Annotated in this window: 9 protein-coding genes and 4 pseudogenes; 7 read left to right on the forward strand and 6 right to left on the reverse strand. The window is 69.4% G+C overall.

All coding sequences use genetic code 11. The features are described from left to right. Positions 1-966 carry a diiron oxygenase gene (locus tag ACFJI0_RS13425; protein WP_382320376.1) on the reverse strand — a complete coding sequence of 322 codons (966 nt, stop codon included), beginning with the start codon at positions 964-966 and terminating at the stop codon, positions 1-3. Positions 967-1,098: 132 nt separating this feature from the next. On the opposite strand from ACFJI0_RS13425, the gene ACFJI0_RS13430 reads away from it, so the two are divergent. Next, complete coding sequence (locus tag ACFJI0_RS13430; protein WP_382320378.1) at positions 1,099-1,713, forward strand: LuxR C-terminal-related transcriptional regulator; 615 nt, start codon at positions 1,099-1,101, stop codon at positions 1,711-1,713. After that, positions 1,714-3,504: a hybrid sensor histidine kinase/response regulator gene (locus ACFJI0_RS13435; RefSeq protein ID WP_382320380.1), complete on the forward strand. Its 1,791-nt coding sequence runs from the start codon at positions 1,714-1,716 to the stop codon at positions 3,502-3,504. Between the two features lie 8 nt (positions 3,505-3,512). On the opposite strand, the gene ACFJI0_RS13440 is transcribed toward ACFJI0_RS13435, so the two are convergent. Continuing rightward, a complete protein-coding gene (locus ACFJI0_RS13440; protein ID WP_382320382.1) occupies positions 3,513-3,824 on the reverse strand; it encodes a hypothetical protein in 312 nt (103 codons plus the stop codon). A 196-nt stretch (positions 3,825-4,020) separates the two neighbouring features. On the opposite strand from ACFJI0_RS13440, the pseudogene ACFJI0_RS13445 reads away from it, so the two are divergent. The 3 genes and pseudogenes from ACFJI0_RS13445 to ACFJI0_RS13455 form a co-directional block, all read left to right on the forward strand. Beyond that, positions 4,021-4,371, forward strand: a pseudogene (locus ACFJI0_RS13445) (hypothetical protein); the annotation flags it as partial. Between the two features lie 64 nt (positions 4,372-4,435). Then, positions 4,436-4,576 (forward strand): annotated as a pseudogene (locus ACFJI0_RS13450) (hypothetical protein); the annotation flags it as partial. Positions 4,577-4,594: 18 nt separating this feature from the next. Then, entirely contained in the window at positions 4,595-5,914 is a 1,320-nt protein-coding gene (locus ACFJI0_RS13455) for a hypothetical protein (protein ID WP_382325900.1), read from the forward strand. 13 nt (positions 5,915-5,927) lie between these two features. Here the strand turns inward: ACFJI0_RS13455 and ACFJI0_RS13460 are convergent, their stop codons facing one another. Then, positions 5,928-8,462, reverse strand: a complete 2,535-nt coding sequence (locus tag ACFJI0_RS13460; protein ID WP_382320384.1) for a DUF1631 family protein — start codon at positions 8,460-8,462, stop codon at positions 5,928-5,930. A 145-nt stretch (positions 8,463-8,607) separates the two neighbouring features. Continuing rightward, positions 8,608-9,852 carry an MFS transporter gene (locus ACFJI0_RS13465; RefSeq protein WP_382320386.1) on the reverse strand — a complete coding sequence of 415 codons (1,245 nt, stop codon included), beginning with the start codon at positions 9,850-9,852 and terminating at the stop codon, positions 8,608-8,610. Positions 9,853-9,935: 83 nt separating this feature from the next. Here ACFJI0_RS13465 and ACFJI0_RS13470 point away from each other — a divergent pair, with 83 nt between their 5' ends. Then, entirely contained in the window at positions 9,936-10,772 is an 837-nt protein-coding gene (locus ACFJI0_RS13470) for an AraC family transcriptional regulator (RefSeq protein ID WP_382156990.1), read from the forward strand. A gap of 205 nt (positions 10,773-10,977) precedes the next feature. Next, positions 10,978-11,136 carry a hypothetical protein gene (locus ACFJI0_RS13475; protein WP_382320388.1) on the forward strand — a complete coding sequence of 53 codons (159 nt, stop codon included), beginning with the start codon at positions 10,978-10,980 and terminating at the stop codon, positions 11,134-11,136. 1 nt (position 11,137) lies between these two features. On the opposite strand, the pseudogene ACFJI0_RS13480 reads toward ACFJI0_RS13475, so the two are convergent. Both ACFJI0_RS13480 and clpB read right to left on the reverse strand, forming a co-directional pair. Next, positions 11,138-12,569 (reverse strand): annotated as a pseudogene (locus tag ACFJI0_RS13480) (coniferyl aldehyde dehydrogenase). Between the two features lie 69 nt (positions 12,570-12,638). Further along, positions 12,639-15,256 (reverse strand): annotated as a pseudogene (clpB, locus tag ACFJI0_RS13485) (ATP-dependent chaperone ClpB). Positions 15,257-15,325 lie beyond the last annotated feature (69 nt).

Consider the following 15,325-nt stretch of genomic DNA (forward strand, 5'->3'; position numbering starts at 1 on the left):
TCAGTAGGCGCGGTCGCGGTCCAGCAGGCCGCGCTGGACGAAGAGCGCGCGCAGCGCGTCGTGTTTGAAGACACCGCAGCGCTCCAGCACCTGGAGCGTGTTGCCGCAGCGGCTGCGCATGTGCGCGTGGCGCAGGCCCTTGCCACTCACCTTGCTCAGCACGCGTTCGGTGGCGGCGGCATCCAGGCCGGCATCGCCCAGCAGGCGGCGATGGAAGCCGTCGTCCCAGGTGTGGAAGGCCGCGATGACGTCGGGCAGCAGGCGGCCGAAGAAGGCCTGGCTGTTGCCGTCCAGCCGGGGCCAGATCCGCTCGAACAGGTGGGCGAAGTACTTCGCATGCACCCACTCGTCTTCCAGGTGCGCGAGCAGCATGCCCTGCACCGCCGTGTGCGCCGTGCCGCGCATGACGTCGACGATGGCCTTGGTGATCATGGTCTCGCCGACGAAGCCGACCATGAACCAGGCCAGGTCGCGCCGCTGCGCCGGCACCTGGGCCGCCAGCGCCTCGATGGCCGAGATCTTCAGGCTGGGTTCGTCGCGCGCCTCCAGCGCGAACACCTCGCGGATGGCGCGGCTCGCGTGGGCCGTGAAGTAGGCGTGGTAGCCCTCATCGGTGTACAGCTTCAACGCGTCGAGCGCGAGCGCTTCGGGCACGAAGGCGCGCAGGCGGTTTTCCGCGATGACCTGAGCCGCCACGTTGACGATGCGGTGCTCGGTGAGCGCCATGTCGTCCAGGAAATGCACCAGCCGCGCGGCGCACAGGCGGTTGCGCCGGGCCATGTCGAGGTGGCGCAGCGCCGGGTGCGACATGAGTTCGTCGGTCTGACCGAAGACGAACCACTGCACGCTGCTGAACTCGCCCGCGCTGCCGGACAGATCGAAGTCGGTCAATGAGGACTTGGCGCGCACCGAGGCGGTGGCGATCCAGTCCTTGAAGGGCGAGTCGGCTTCCTTTCTGGCGCGCATCCGGGTTCTTCCGCATTCGATTGAGGGGTTCTCGAGTATGTCAAGAATCCGTGGCGATATTCCCTAAAGGCGGTGACCTGCCCCTTAGGGCAGTGCCCAAAAGTGCATGGCGGGCCCAGAATCGACACGCCCATGAACCTGCTTCTCATCGATGACCACCCGATGTTCGGCGTCGGGTTCGTTCACGCCCTCACCCACCTGCGCCCAGGCATCGACGCCCGGGCGGTGCTGCACCTGGAACACGGGCTGGCGCTGGCCCGGCAATGGCCCGGGCTGAACGTGGTGCTGATCGACTACCGGCTGGCGGGCGACGATGGGCTGGCCGGCTTGCGGCGCTTCGGCACGCAACACCCGCTGGTCGCGCGCGTGCTGATCTCGGGCCAGGAAGACCGGCACCTGCTGGCGCAGGCGCGCACGGCCGGCGCCGCGGGCTTTCTGGGCAAGTCGTTGCCGATCGCCGAGATCCTCGCCGCGCTGGAGAAGATCGTCGGCGGTGGCGAACATTTTCTCCCGACGGCATCCACCAGCCAGGTGCCCGCGAATACCACCACCACCCCAGGGCCGACGGCACGCCAGCTCGAGGTGCTGCTGCTGATCGCGCGGGGCCAGCAGAACAAGCAGATTGCGCACGAACTGGGCATTGCCGAGCGCACCGTGAAGCTGCACGTCACCGCGCTGCTGGATGCGCTGGGCGCGCGCAACCGCACGCACCTGCTGGTGCTGGCACGCGACTCGGGCCTCATCTGAATGGACCTCCCCACCAGCGCCCCGGGCCCGACCGCGCTGGAGGTGGACCAGATCAACCGGCTGGTGCGCACCACTCCTGCGGTGTGGTTCCTGAGCACGCTGGGCGCGTTGATCTGCTACCTGCAGTTCGCCGACTCGCAGACCGATTCGCGCCTTGACTGGTGGCTGGCTGCCTTCTGCGCGGTGAGCACGCAGAGGCTGGTGGCGTCCCTGTTCGTGTACCGCGTGCCGCGCTCGGTCCGCCTGATCCGCTGGTGGCTGAGCAGCACGCTGGTGCATGCCGCGCTGTGGGGCCTGCTGAGCGTGGTCCTGCTGACCCCGGGGCCGCCCCAGGCGGAGTCCATCCTGCACATCACACTGGTGGCAATCGCCATGGGCGGCTCGGTGCGCCTGCCCGGCTTCCGCCTCACGCTGATCGCCCATGTGGGCCTGGTGCTCGGCCCACTGATCCTGCGCGACCTGTGGACGGCCAACCCGTACCACGCGGTGCTGGCGTTCCTGGTGTTCCTGATCGGGGTGTACGCCCTGGTCAGCGGTCGCAACCAGTCGCTGGCCCTGCGCGAGATTCACGTCCAGCGCCAGCGCAACGAGGAACTGATCGTCGCATTGCAAAGAGAGAACGAACGCAGCGAAACCGCGCGCGGCGTGGCCGAAGAGGCGAACGCGGCGCGCACCCGTTTCTTCGCGGCCGCCAACCACGACCTGCGCCAGCCCCTGCACGCCATGCGCCTGCTGTCGCAGACGCTGCTGGAACAGGGCCACAAGGTGGACGTGGCAGCGGTGTCCACCCACCTGGTCGAGTGCGTGGAGGGCATGGCGGAGGTGATCGACGACCTGCTGGAGATCACGCGGCTCGACGTGGGCCACATGGCGCCGCACTGGTCGAGTTTTCCGCTGGACGATCTGGTGCGGGAGTGCTGCCGGCCCCACGAACCGCTGGCGCTGGCCAAGGGCCTGCGGCTGGACATCGATGTGGGCCGACTCGCAGTGCACAGCGACCGCGCCCTGCTGGCCCGCGTGCTGAGCAACCTGGTCTCCAACGCCATCCGCTACACCGAGCGCGGCGCCGTGCGGGTGGCCTGCGCCCTGACAAGCGACGAAAGCCACGTCTGGCTCGATGTGGAAGACACCGGCATCGGCATCGATGAAGAGGACCTGCCGCGCATCTTCGAGGAGTTCTACCAGGTGGGCAACCCGGCCCGCGACCGCCACCTGGGCCTGGGACTGGGCCTGGCCACCGTGAAGCGCCTGAGCGACCTGCTGTCGCTGGATGTGTCGGTGCTGCGCTCGGCGCCCGGCCAGGGCAGCGTGTTTTCCCTGAAGCTGCGGCGCGTGGCCATGGACGAAGTCACGATGAGCGCCACGGCCCATCCCGAGCCGGGCGCCCAAGAGGCTTTGCTGCCCGGCCACCGCGTGCTGGTGATCGAGGACGACGCCGATGCGCGCGCCGCGCTCACGGGCCTGTTGCGCTCGTGGGGTTGCGACGTGCGTTCGGCGGCGGATGCGGCCACCAGCCTGAGCCACATTCGGACGGGGTTCCGGCCCGATGCCCTGGTGGTGGACCTGCGCCTGCCCGACGGTGCCAGCGGCATCGACGCCTTGCGCGACGTGCGCGCGCTGCTGGGTGACGAGGTGCCCGCCGTGATGGTGACGGGCGACGCCGGAAGCCCCCACATGCGGCGGGCTCAGGACGTCGGCCTGACGGTGATGGTCAAGCCGGTGCGGCCGGTGCAGCTGCGCGCGTTCCTGGGCCTGGTGTTCGCCAGGGAGCAGGCGCCGCAGCCCGACTGAGGAAGGGCTCAGCGCAACAGGGGGTTGCGCGCGGGCGGCGCGCCCTTGCGGCTGCACACCGCCTCGGACACCGAGCGCCCCAGCACGTTGAAGGACCCGCCGACGAAGCAGCCGTATTCCTGGCCGCTCTTGGTGCGCACGGCGTAGCGGGTGGTGGTGCCCTCGTCGACGCGGTTGCTCACGGTGAACGCGTTTCGCTCCAGGCCGAGCGCAAAGGCGGTGCGGTCGACGATGGCCTCGTCGGTCACGGCCATCGATGCGCAACCGGCGGTGAGCAGCAGCGCGGCAAGGGTGGGTACCCAGAGTCTGGGTGAGTGCATGGGTTCTCCTGTCCTGAAAGAGTGAGGTGGTGACGGCAAGGTCTGCCGCGAACCCATGCTAGGCAGGACCTCCCCGGCGGGGAACAGCACCTTCGGGCAGGTGATGCGCGCGCGCATCGCCCTGCCCGATGGTGTTATGGAGCCGCGCGCCCTTCGTTCCTAGCATCCGCCCCATGTACAACCATGGAGCACATGAATGAAATGGCAAGGAACGATCGCACGGCTGTCCGTGCTGGCGGCGGTGGCCGCCGTGCTGGGCGCCTGTGGAGGCTCGAACAACAGCAGTGGAAGTGGTGGCAACAGCCCCGCTCCCGCTCCGGACACCAGCAGGCTGGAGGTGACCGTGGTGGGCAGCGGCAACATCAGCTCACTGCCCACCGGGCTGGACTGCAACGACGCCTGCGGCGCACCCTTTGCGACCGGCAGCGCGGTGACGCTGACGGCCACACCGGCGGCGGGGCAGCAACTGGCCAGCTGGAGCGGCGCCTGCAGCGGCGCGGCGCTGACCTGCACCGTGTCGATGGACCAGGCGCGCTCGGCCACGGCCACCTTCGTCGCCGACCACGGCCACGCGCTTCGACCTGTCGGTCACGCGCACCGGCAGCGGCGATGTGACTTCGTCACCGGCGGGCATCAGCTGCGGCAGCAGCTGCGAGGCCCAGTTCAACGCCGGCACCCTGGTCACGCTGACGGCCAGCCCCGCGTCGGGCCAGGTGTTCGATGGCTGGAGCGGCGCCTGCCGCAACCAGGCCCTGAGCTGCGACGTGACGATGAGCGCGGCGCGAGCCGTGGCGGCCGCCTTCAAGGCAGCGCCCAGCCAGGCGGGCTGGGGTGAGCTGGTGAACCTGGCGGGCGCGGGCGCGGCGACGCCGGTGGTGGCGATCGACGACGCGGGCCGGGCCACCGCCGTGTGGCGCCAGCTGAACCCGGGCACCACCGAGCACCACGTCTGGAGCAGCCGCTCGGTCTCGGGAGGCACCTGGTCCACGCCCGAGCGGCTGGAGAGCAACACCGGCAACGTGAGCGAACTGCGCTTGTCGGTGGACGCGGCCACGGGGCGCGGCATGCTGCTGTGGATCCAGGCCGGCCCCACGGTGGACCTGCATGCGAGGCCGCTGGACCCCACCACCGGCTGGGGCGCCGCCGCGGTGGTGGACAGTGGCGCGGGCATGGTCGGCGTGAGCAGCGTGGGCACGGACCACAGCGGCAACGCGGTGGCGGTCTGGTCGCAGATCGGCCCGGCGACGCGCTTCAGCATCCACGCCAACCGCTACACGCCCGGCGGCGGCTGGGGTTCGCCGCAGCTGATCGAGACCAACGAGGTGGTCGGCAGCGTGGACGGTGACCCCGTGGTGGCGGTGACGCCCGCCGGCGACGCACTGACCGTGTGGAAGCGCTCCGGCGGCGGCGGTGACCTCTGGGGCAACCGCTTCACCGTGGGCGCGGGCTGGGGAACCGCTGCCGCCATCGTGACCGACGCGGGCGCCTTCCAGACCCTGGGCCGGCACGACCTCGCGCTCGATGCCGGTGGCAACGGCCTGCTGGCCTGGGGCCAGCTCGACATCGCGGGCGGCACCGGCAACAACGCCATCTGGTTCAAACGCTTCAATGCCGGCGCCTGGCAACCGGCGGTGGGCACCGTGGCACCAGCCGTGCCCAACACGCAAGGCTTCGTCAGCACGCCGGTGCTGCGCATGAACGCGGCGGGCACGGCGGTGGTGGTCTGGGGCGATGCCGACCAATCGCTGAACGCGGCGGCGGCCGCCCCGCAGGCGGTGGCCTTCAGCGGCCCGACCACGCTGCGCAGCGCCAACGGTGGCACCTGGGACAGCCTGCCGGTGGTGGGCGTGGACAGCGCGGACCGCGCGATGGTCGCCTGGGTCGATCCCGTGGGCAGCAACGTCACGGTGTCGCGCCTGACGCCGGGCAGCGGCTGGTCCACGGCGGAGGTGGTGGAAACCTACACCGACCCGTCGTACACCCCGGCCCTGGCCATGAACGGGCAAGGCCACGCGGTGCTCGGATGGGCGCAGCTCTTCTCCGCCACCGGCACGCAGATCGTGGTGCGCCGCTGGAACGCGGGGCCGTGAACGGCGACGGCCGTCAGGCCGCGGCCGACTCCGCCGACCTCGATGAGGCGGCGGGGTCGGCCTTTTTCATGGCCTGCAGCGCCTTCTGCACCACACCCTGCTGCGTATTGACCGGGCGCAACAGGCGGCTGGCGATCAGGCGTTCGCAGCTGCGCTTGGTCATCGAATGCGGCCGGCCTCCCCGGCTCACGAACATGAACAGCGTGCCCTTGCTGCTGGCCCAGATGAGTTGGGCGCGCAGCCACTCGCGGTGGGAATACAGGTCCACCCAGTCGCCTTCGTGCAGGCCCACCAGCGTAGCGGCGGCGTTGATGTCTTCCAGTTCGCCCTCTTCGGCCAGGGCCGCGGCCTGCGAATCGTCCTCGCTGGCGCGGGCCTGCACCTGGGTTTCGATGAGGTCGCCGTAATCGGTCGGCATGGTGTCCTCGAAACCGGCGGCCTCCAGCTCGCGCTTGCCCAGCCAGGGCTGCGCGCGCGGCTTCGGCTTGCGCTGCTCGGGCGTGGCGGGCAGGGTTTCGTCGAGGTCCATGGACATGGAGGAAGGCACCTCCTCCAGGGGCATCGCGCCGGAGTTCTCCATCGGCGGCAGGCCGGAGTGGCTCGCGTCGGCGCGGATGCGCGCGCGGCGCAGGCCCAGCACCGGCTGGTGCAGGCGCATCAGCGCATCGAAAAAGGGCTTGGTTTCCTCGCGCGTCTTGCCCAGCATGTCCAGCCCCGCGTGCAGCGTGGCGAGCATGCCCGGCACCATGGCGAACAACTCCTTGGGCCGCTTGAGCGTGACCTCCTTCTTCACGCTCCACAGCAGGTTGGACACCACCTTGCGGTAGCCGCCGGGGTCGGCCTCGTCCGGCTCGTTGAGCTTGGCCGAGGCGATCACCAACGACCAGGGGCCGTAGAGGAAATCGAGGATCACGCCGGGCGCGTTGTCCACGTCGGGCCGCTGGCTCAGGTCCCAGGCGATCTGGTCCGCCATGGCCTGCCGCTCTTCGGCATAGCGGATGGACTGCAGGCTGTTGTCCTGCAGCGCGAGTTCCTTCTGGTCCTGCGCTTCCCAGCCCTGCCGCAGCTCGGTGAGCACGTCGGCGAACGGCTGGGGGTCGCGGGTGGCGGTGGCATTGAGCTCGTTGAACGCGCTCTGCACCGGCTGGAAGAAGCTGTCGAATTCGGGCGCGAACTCGTCGTTGAACTTGAAGCTGCGCTGCGCCACGCTCTCGATCAGGCGCCGCGCGGGGTGTTCGTCTTCGTTGAAGAAGCGCGGGTCTGCCATGGCCAGGCGCAACAGCGCCGGCTCCAGCGCCACCACCGATTCGCGCACCGGCCCCAGAAGCAAGGGATCGCTCGCCACCTGGCTGACCAGCGTGCGCACCAGGTCCAGGCCCACGGCCTGGCTGACGCGCTGCGCTTTCTGCTTGAGGTGCATGAGCACGCGCGAGCGCTCGTGCGCGGCGGCGTAGGTGCCCCAGGCCTTGTGGCTGAGCTGGCTGGAGATGCCGATCTCGCGCGCCGGCCGGTCCACCACCGGCAGGTCGCGGTACTGCGTCTGCTGCTCCAGGATCATGGACTCGTCGAGCACCGGGATCGCGGCAAACGCCTCGATGGCGGCGAGCTCTTCGCTCACCTGCTCGTAGTAGTCCGGGGTCAGGTGGCGGTCGAAGTGTTTGCCGCCCTGCTTCAGGAAGTCATGGAAGACCTGGTGGTCTTCACCCGGCTGCATGCGCGCCAGCGTCTGCATGGACGGCAGTGGATCGGCACTGGCCCAGCCCGGCGCGTGGTGGCCGCTGCCCCCGGTGTCGCCGGCGTCCTGCCACTGGCTGCTGGGCGGGACGCCCAGCCCGGCCGCGCGGGACGACGTGCCCAGGTTGCCCGAGCGGGTGGACAGGCCGCCGGATCGGGTGGACGCGCCCGACTCTTCCACCAGCCGCACGCGGTAGCCGGCTTCCTGCACGTTGGCGCGCTGCAGGATCAGCGCCACGCGCTCGTAGAGTTTCTGCAGCTCGCGGGCCAGCGCGTCGCCCATGTGCCGCAACCACAGGGCGCGCACCTCGGGCTCGGACTCGGCCGAGGCCATGAGCTCGCGCAGCGCCCGCACGAAGACCGAGGGCCGCATGGGGTTGCGCTCGGCCTGCACCGTCTGCAGGCCGATCACCGAACTCATCAGGGCATCGAGCACGCCGAGTTGCTGCTCCACCACCGGCATGAGGCTGTGCACCAGCCGGGCCGATTCGAGCGACTCGTTGACCGCGTCGTCCTCCACCAGCGACAGCAGGGAGGACTCGGACAGCAGGGCCGGGCGCGAGCTGTTCATCTCGGGCGAGGCCATCAGGGCATCGCGCAGGTGCTGCGAGAAGCTGCGTCCCCACTGGATCTTGTTCTGCAACAGACCCCACCAGGCCAGAGCGAGGCGGTCGCGCTGGGCGACTTCCTTGGAGGCTTTTTCCGCGGCCTGCAGGCTGGCGATGGCCGAGTCGGCGCAGCGCGCCAGCATGTCGGGCGCGCCAGAGAGTGCTTCCTGAAAGCACTGCTGCAGCAAACGGGAGGGCGCCGTCATGGGCGGTGTGCGGGAATCGGCCGGGTGGGTATATGTATCAAGATGCTTTTATACCCGCTGGCAAGGCCCACCGCGTGAAGGGCGGCAAATATTCGGCAGCCGGGCGCAACACCAGCATCGGCGGCGCCCGGGTGGCCGGCCGGCTTCAGGCCGGCGCCAAAACGGTGCGCCGCACCCGGCGCACGTTGAAAGCGCTCGCGATGAGCACCGCCTGCACCACCGCCAGGCCGATCAGCACGCCCTGGAACTGGCCGTGGTCCATGAGCACGCCGAAGATCAGCGGCGAGATGGCCTGGCCGATGTCCAGCCCGGAATACACCACGCCGTACACACGGCCGGTGGCGTTGTCGGGCGTGGACTTCTTCACCAGCAGGTCGCGCGAAGGGCCCGCGATGCCGGCCGAGAAGCCCATGGCGCCGAACAGCACCGGCACCACCGCCGCCGGCACATGGGCAAAGGCCAGCACCAGCGCGATGACCGCCGCCAGGCCAAAGCCCACGCCCACCACGCGCTCGCAGCGCGCCGGATCGGACGCGAGGAAGCCACCCAGCACCATGCCGCCGGCCGCGCAGACCATGTAGATCGTCAGGCACACCGCCACCAGCGCGAGCGGCACGCCGTGCAGCTGGCGCGCGGCTTCGGGCGCGAAAGCCTGCACCACGCTGAGCGCCATGGCATAGAAAAAGAAGAAACCGAAACACATCCACACCGCCGGAATGCGCAGGAAAGCCGTGGAGCTTTCCGTGGCCGCGTGGGCCGGTCCCTGAACCGGCTTGGGCGCGGCCGGCAGGCTGAGGCGCTCGCGGTTGAACCACAGCACGGCCAGCACCGCGAAGGCCAGCACACCCGCGCTGGCCAGGGCCGCGCGCCAGGAGAAGGCCAGCGCGATCGGCACCATCATGGCCGGCGCCAGCGCCCAGCCCAGGCTGCCGGTGATGCCGTGCACGCTGTAGGCGTGCCCCAGGCGGGGCGCGCTCACCTTGCGGTTGAGCAGGGTGTAGTCCACCGGGTGGAACACCCCGTTGCCGATGCCGGCCACGATGGCGAAGAAGGCCATCATCCAGTAGCCGGTGCTGGCCGCGAACCCGAAAGCCGCCACGCCCAGCAGCGCCAGGCCGGCGAACAGCACCGGGCGGGGACCGAGGCGGTCCACCACGAAACCCGAGGCGGTCTGCACCGCGCACGAGGTGACGAAGAAGATGGTCATCAGGAAACCCAGTTCCGCGTAACTGGCGTTGAACGCGTCCTTGAGCCAGGGGAACAGCGGCGCGAGCAGCAGCTGGCTGAAATGGCTGACCATGTGGGCCAGGCCCACCAGCCCGATGAGGCTGGCGTCCTGCCGCAGGGCCACGGGCGGCGGCAGGGATGAGGTGGTGCTGGAGGAAGACATGGCGTGATCGTAGATCGGCCCGACTTCGCCGAATCGCGACGATCTGTCAGAATTCGTTGAAAGTCCGCCAACGCACCAAAACGATGCCTCAGCGCCCTCGCCCCGGCCCCACGCTCCTCGGAGACACCGATCCCTTCACGCCCGACGCGGCCCGCCCGGTGCGCGTGCGCGCCCGCGACCTGAGCGCGGACACCCACTTCGAACCGCACCGCCACCCCTGGGGGCAGTTGGCCTACTGCGCCACGGGCATCGTGCAGGCGATGGCCTCTCCCGACGACCCGAGCCTGCAGGCGGTGACCTACATCGTGCCGCCCTCGCGCGCGGTGTGGATTCCGCCCGGCATGCGCCACGCCGTCACGGTGCGCGAGGCCGCCGAGCTGCGCACGCTCTACATCCACGCGGGCGCCGCGCCCGCCGGCTGGACGGCCTGCCGCATGATCGTCGTCTCCCCCCTGTTGCGCGAGCTGATCCAGGCCATGGACGCGGCCACGCGGCGAGCGGCCGAACCGGCGCGCGACCGCCTGCTGACCGATCTGGTGCTCGACGAGCTGGCGCACGCCGACACCCAGACCCTGGGCGTGCCGCTGCCGCGCGACAAGCGGCTGCGCGCCCTGTGCGAGGCGGTGCTGCGCGCGCCCGGCGAACGCGCCACGCTGGCCGAGTGGGCGGCCGACACCGGCGCGAGCGAACGCACCGTGGCGCGGCTGTTCCGCGAAGAACTGGGCACCACCTACCAGCAGTGGCGGCAGCAGGCGGTGCTGGCACACGCCTTGCCTATGCTCGCCCGGGGCATGCCCATCGGTCAGGTGGCGGCGGCCACGGGTTACGCCAGCGACAGTGCGTTCAGCGCGATGTTCAAGGCGGCCATGGGCCATCCGCCAACGCGCTGGGGCTTGCGGGCCGACGGCCAGCAACGCTGAAGGAGACTCGGCGCGGCCGTCTTTCCGCCCTTCAAGGAGCTGTCATATCTGACAGGCAGCATGGGACATGCTCGGGCCAGAATGGTGCCGAGATTCGGGGAGTAAAAAGATGGAATGCAACAACCAACGCTACGTGAAGACATCCCGCGCCTGGGATGCCCTCACTTGGCCCGACCGACTGGGCCGCCAGACACACACCGTCCTGTTGCTGGCCAACGGCAGGCGCAGCGAGCAGGAACTGGTGGGCCTGCTGGGCAACGATGTGAAAGAACTTCTGCAGCGTTTGCAGCAAGAAGGTTTGCTGCAGTGCGCCACGACCGGGGCCACGGCGGAGACCGACGACGACGCGGTGGCGGGCGCCTGACTCAGAGCCAGCGCTTGAGCAACCCCATCACACGCTGGAACCGCGCCCCATACGGCGGGTAGAACAGCCAGCCCATCGCCCAACGCGACTGCACCAGCACCGGCTTCTGCTGCGTGAAGCGCAGGAAGCCGGCCTCGCCGTGGTACGAGCCCCAGCCGCTTTCGCCCACGCCACCAAAAGGCAGGCCTTCGTGCGCGATGTGCATCAGCGTGTCGTTCACGGTCACACCACCGCTGACCGTGCGGTTCAGCAACCTGTCTCGCGCGGCGGTGTCGCTGCCGAACCAGTACAGCGCCAGCGGTCGGGGTCGCAGGTTGATGAAGGCGATGGCGTCGTCGATGCCGTCGTAGGCCACCACCGGCAGGATGGGGCCGAAGATTTCTTCGCCCATCAGGCGCAGGCCCGGCGCCGCATCGAACACCAGCACGGGGTTCATCTGGCGCGCACCGCCGCTGGTGCCACCGGGTGGCGCCACATTCACCACGCGCGCGCCGCCTGCCTGGGCTTCGTCCAGCAGCGCGACCAGGCGCGCCTGGTGCCGCTCGCTCACGATGGCGGCGTAGTCGGGGTTGCCCGCGATGCTGGGGAACAGGCGCGCCACGGCGGCGGTGTAGGCGCGTTCGAACTCGGCCTCCCGGTCGCGCGGCAGCAGCACGTAGTCGGGCGCGATGCAGGTCTGGCCGGCGTTGAGCAGCTTGCCGTGCGCGATCTTGACGGCCGCATCGTTCAGGTCGCACGAGGCATCGATCACGCAGGGTGACTTGCCGCCCAGCTCCAGCGTGGTGGGCGTGAGGTTGGCCGCCGCGGCCGCCGCCACCTGGCGGCCGACCTGGGTGGAGCCGGTGAAGAACAGGTGGTCGAACGGCAGGCGGGAGAAGTCCTGCGCCACGTCCGGCCCGCCCAGCACCACGCTGAACTCGTCGGCCGCGAAAGCCTGCTGCACCAGCGTGGCGATGAGGGCCGAGGTGTGGGGCGTGAGTTCGCTGGGCTTGAGCATCACGCGGTTGCCGGCCGCCAGCGCCGTGGCGGCCGGGCCGAACGTGAGTTGCAGCGGGTAGTTCCAGGGACCGATGACGCCGACCACGCCCAGGGGCTGGCGCTGGATGTGGGCCCGCGCGGGCTGCAGGTACAGCGGCGTGCGCAGCGCGCTGCGGCTTCATCCAGCCGGGCAGGTGCTTGTGCAGCTGGGCCATGCCCGCGCGCAGCACGAACAGGTCCGCCGCCTCGGTGAGCTGCGGCGAGCGCACGCCGAAGTCGGCCTCCACTGCCTCGGCCAGGGCCGGCGCGTGGCTGTCGATCAGGGCACGCAGTCGGGCCAGCCGGTCGCGCCGCAATGCCAGTGGCACGTCCACCTGGGCGCGGCTGGCGTTGTACTGCGCGTCGAACAGCGCCCGCAGAGGCAGGGAGGGAGGGATCTGGGTCATGGGTTTCATGATAGGCCGCCCCTCCCGTCAAGGGTAGAGCCCCTCCCCCATCCACGACGGACGGAGGAGCCCCCTGCCTCAGGCCTGCACGACGCCGTCGCCGAACTCGAACACGCCGGGGTTCTGCACCGGGTCCACGTCCACCGGAATGGACGACTTCGGTGGGTAGCGCCCTTCGAGCAGGAACTTCGAGAGCGGGTTCTCGATGCGCTGCTGGATCGCGCGCTTGAGCGGGCGCGCGCCGAAGACCGGATCGAAGCCGACCTTGGCCAGCTCGGCCAGGGCCGCCGGCGAGACATCCAGGTGCAGGTCCATCCTGGCCAGGCGCGCTTCGAGCACCTTGAGCTGGATCGCGGCGATCGATTCGATGTGCTTCGCGTCGAGCGCATGGAACACCACCGTCTCGTCGATGCGGTTGAGGAACTCGGGCCGGAAGTGGTTCTTGAGTTCGTCCCAGACCGCTTCCTTCACCTCGTCGTACGGCGCGCCGACCATGGCCTGGATCATGTGCGAGCCGATGTTGCTCGTCATGACGATCACGGTGTTCTTGAAGTCCACGGTGCGGCCCTGGCGATCGGTCAGGCGGCCGTCGTCGAGCACCTGCAGCAGCACGTTGAACACGTCGGGGTGGGCCTTCTCGACCTCGTCGAGCAGCACCACGCTGTAAGGCTTGCGGCGCACGGCTTCGGTGAGGTAACCGCCCTCCTCGTAACCCACGTAGCCGGGTGGCGCGCCGATCAGGCGCGCGACCGAGTGCTTCTCCATGAACTCGCTCATGTCGATGCGGATGAGGTGGTCTTCGCTGTCAAACAGGAAACCGGCCAGCGCCTTGCACAGCTCGGTCTTGCCCACGCCCGTGGGGCCGAGGAACAGGAAGGAGCCGGTCGGGCGGTTCGGGTCGGACAGGCCCGAGCGCGAACGGCGGATGGCGTTGGCGACGGCACCGATGGCCTCGTCCTGGCCGACCACGCGCTCGTGCAGCTTGCCTTCCATCAGCAACAGCTTGTCGCGCTCGCCCTGCATGAGCTTGGACACCGGAATGCCGGTGGCGCGCGCCACGACCTCGGCGATCTCTTCGGCGCCGACCTGCGTGCGCAGCAGCTGTGGGCGACCCTTGCCGTCCTTGTTCAGCGCCTTGCCCGACTCGACGGCCTGCGCGTCCTTCAGGCGCTTTTCCAGCTCGGGCAGCTTGCCGTACTGCAGCTCGGCGACCTTGTTGAAATCGCCCTTGTCGGTGAAGGTCTTGATCTGCGAGCGGATGCGATCCATCTCTTCCATCACGTCCTTGGAGCCGAGCGCGGCGGCCTTCTCGGCCTTCCAGATCTCGTCGTAGTCGGAGATCTCTTTTCCAGCCGCGCGATCTCTTCCTCGATCAGGCCAAAGCGCTTCTGCGAGGCCTCGTCCTTCTCGCGGCGCACGGCTTCGCGCTCGATCTGCAGCTGGATCAGGCGGCGGTCGAGCCGGTCCATCACCTCGGGCTTGGAGTCGAGTTCGATCTTGATCTTGGACGCGGCCTCATCGATCAGGTCGATCGCCTTGTCGGGCAGGAAACGGTCGGTGATGTAGCGGTGGCTGAGTTCGGCCGCGGCCACGATGGCCGGGTCGGTGATCTGCACGCCGTGGTGCACTTCGTACTTCTCCTGCAGGCCGCGCAGGATGGCGATGGTCGCCTCCACGCTGGGCTCGCCCACGAGGATCTTCTGGAAGCGGCGCTCCAGCGCGGCGTCCTTCTCGATGTATTTGCGGTATTCATCAAGCGTGGTGGCGCCCACGCAATGCAGTTCGCCACGCGCCAGGGCCGGCTTGAGCATGTTGCCCGCGTCCATCGCGCCTTCGGCCTTGCCCGCGCCCACCATGGTGTGCAGCTCGTCGATGAAGACGATGGTCTGGCCCTCGTCCTTGGCCAGTTCGTTGAGCACGGTCTTGAGGCGCTCCTCGAACTCGCCGCGGAACTTGGCGCCGGCCAGCAGCGCGGCCATGTCCAGGCTCAGCACGCGCTTGCCCTTGAGCGAGTCGGGCACTTCACCGGCCACGATGCGCTGCGCCAGGCCTTCGACGATGGCGGTCTTGCCCACGCCGGGTTCGCCGATGAGCACGGGGTTGTTCTTGGTGCGGCGCTGCAGCACCTGGATGGCGCGGCGGATCTCGTCGTCGCGGCCGATCACCGGGTCGAGCTTGCCCAGGCGGGCGCGCTCGGTGAGGTCCAGCGTGTATTTCTTGAGGGCTTCGCGCTGGCCTTCGGCCTCGGGGCTGTCCATCTTCTGCCCGCCGCGCACGGCGGTGATGGCCGCTTCCAGGCTCTTGCGGTTCAGGCCGTTTTCATTGGCGATGCGGGCGAGTTCGCCTTTGCTGTCGGCCACGGCGAGCAGGAAGAGCTCGCTGGCGATGAACTGGTCACCGCGCTTGATTGCCTCCTTTTCGGTGGCCTGCAGCAGCTTGGCCAGCTCGGGGCCGACCTGCACCTGGTCCTGCCCCTGCACTTCGGGCAGGCGCTGGACCGCCGCTTCCGCGGCCTTGGCCAGGCCCGGCACGTTCACGCCCGCGCGCTGCAACAGCGACTGCGGGCCGTCGGCCTGGCGCAGCAAGGCCAGCAACAGGTGGGCGGGTTCGATGTAGGCGTTGTCGGCGCCCAGGGCCAGGGTTTGCGCTTCGCCGAGGGCTTCCTGGAACTTGGTGGTGAGTTTGTCGAGACGCATGAAAAGGCTCTCCGTGAATTCAGAACTGCATCACACATGGCGCTGATCCCCGGGTTTTCAAGGCGCGGC

The sequence above is a fragment of the Hydrogenophaga sp. UC242_53 genome, from assembly GCF_042696965.1.
Lineage (GTDB): Bacteria > Pseudomonadota > Gammaproteobacteria > Burkholderiales > Burkholderiaceae_C > Hydrogenophaga.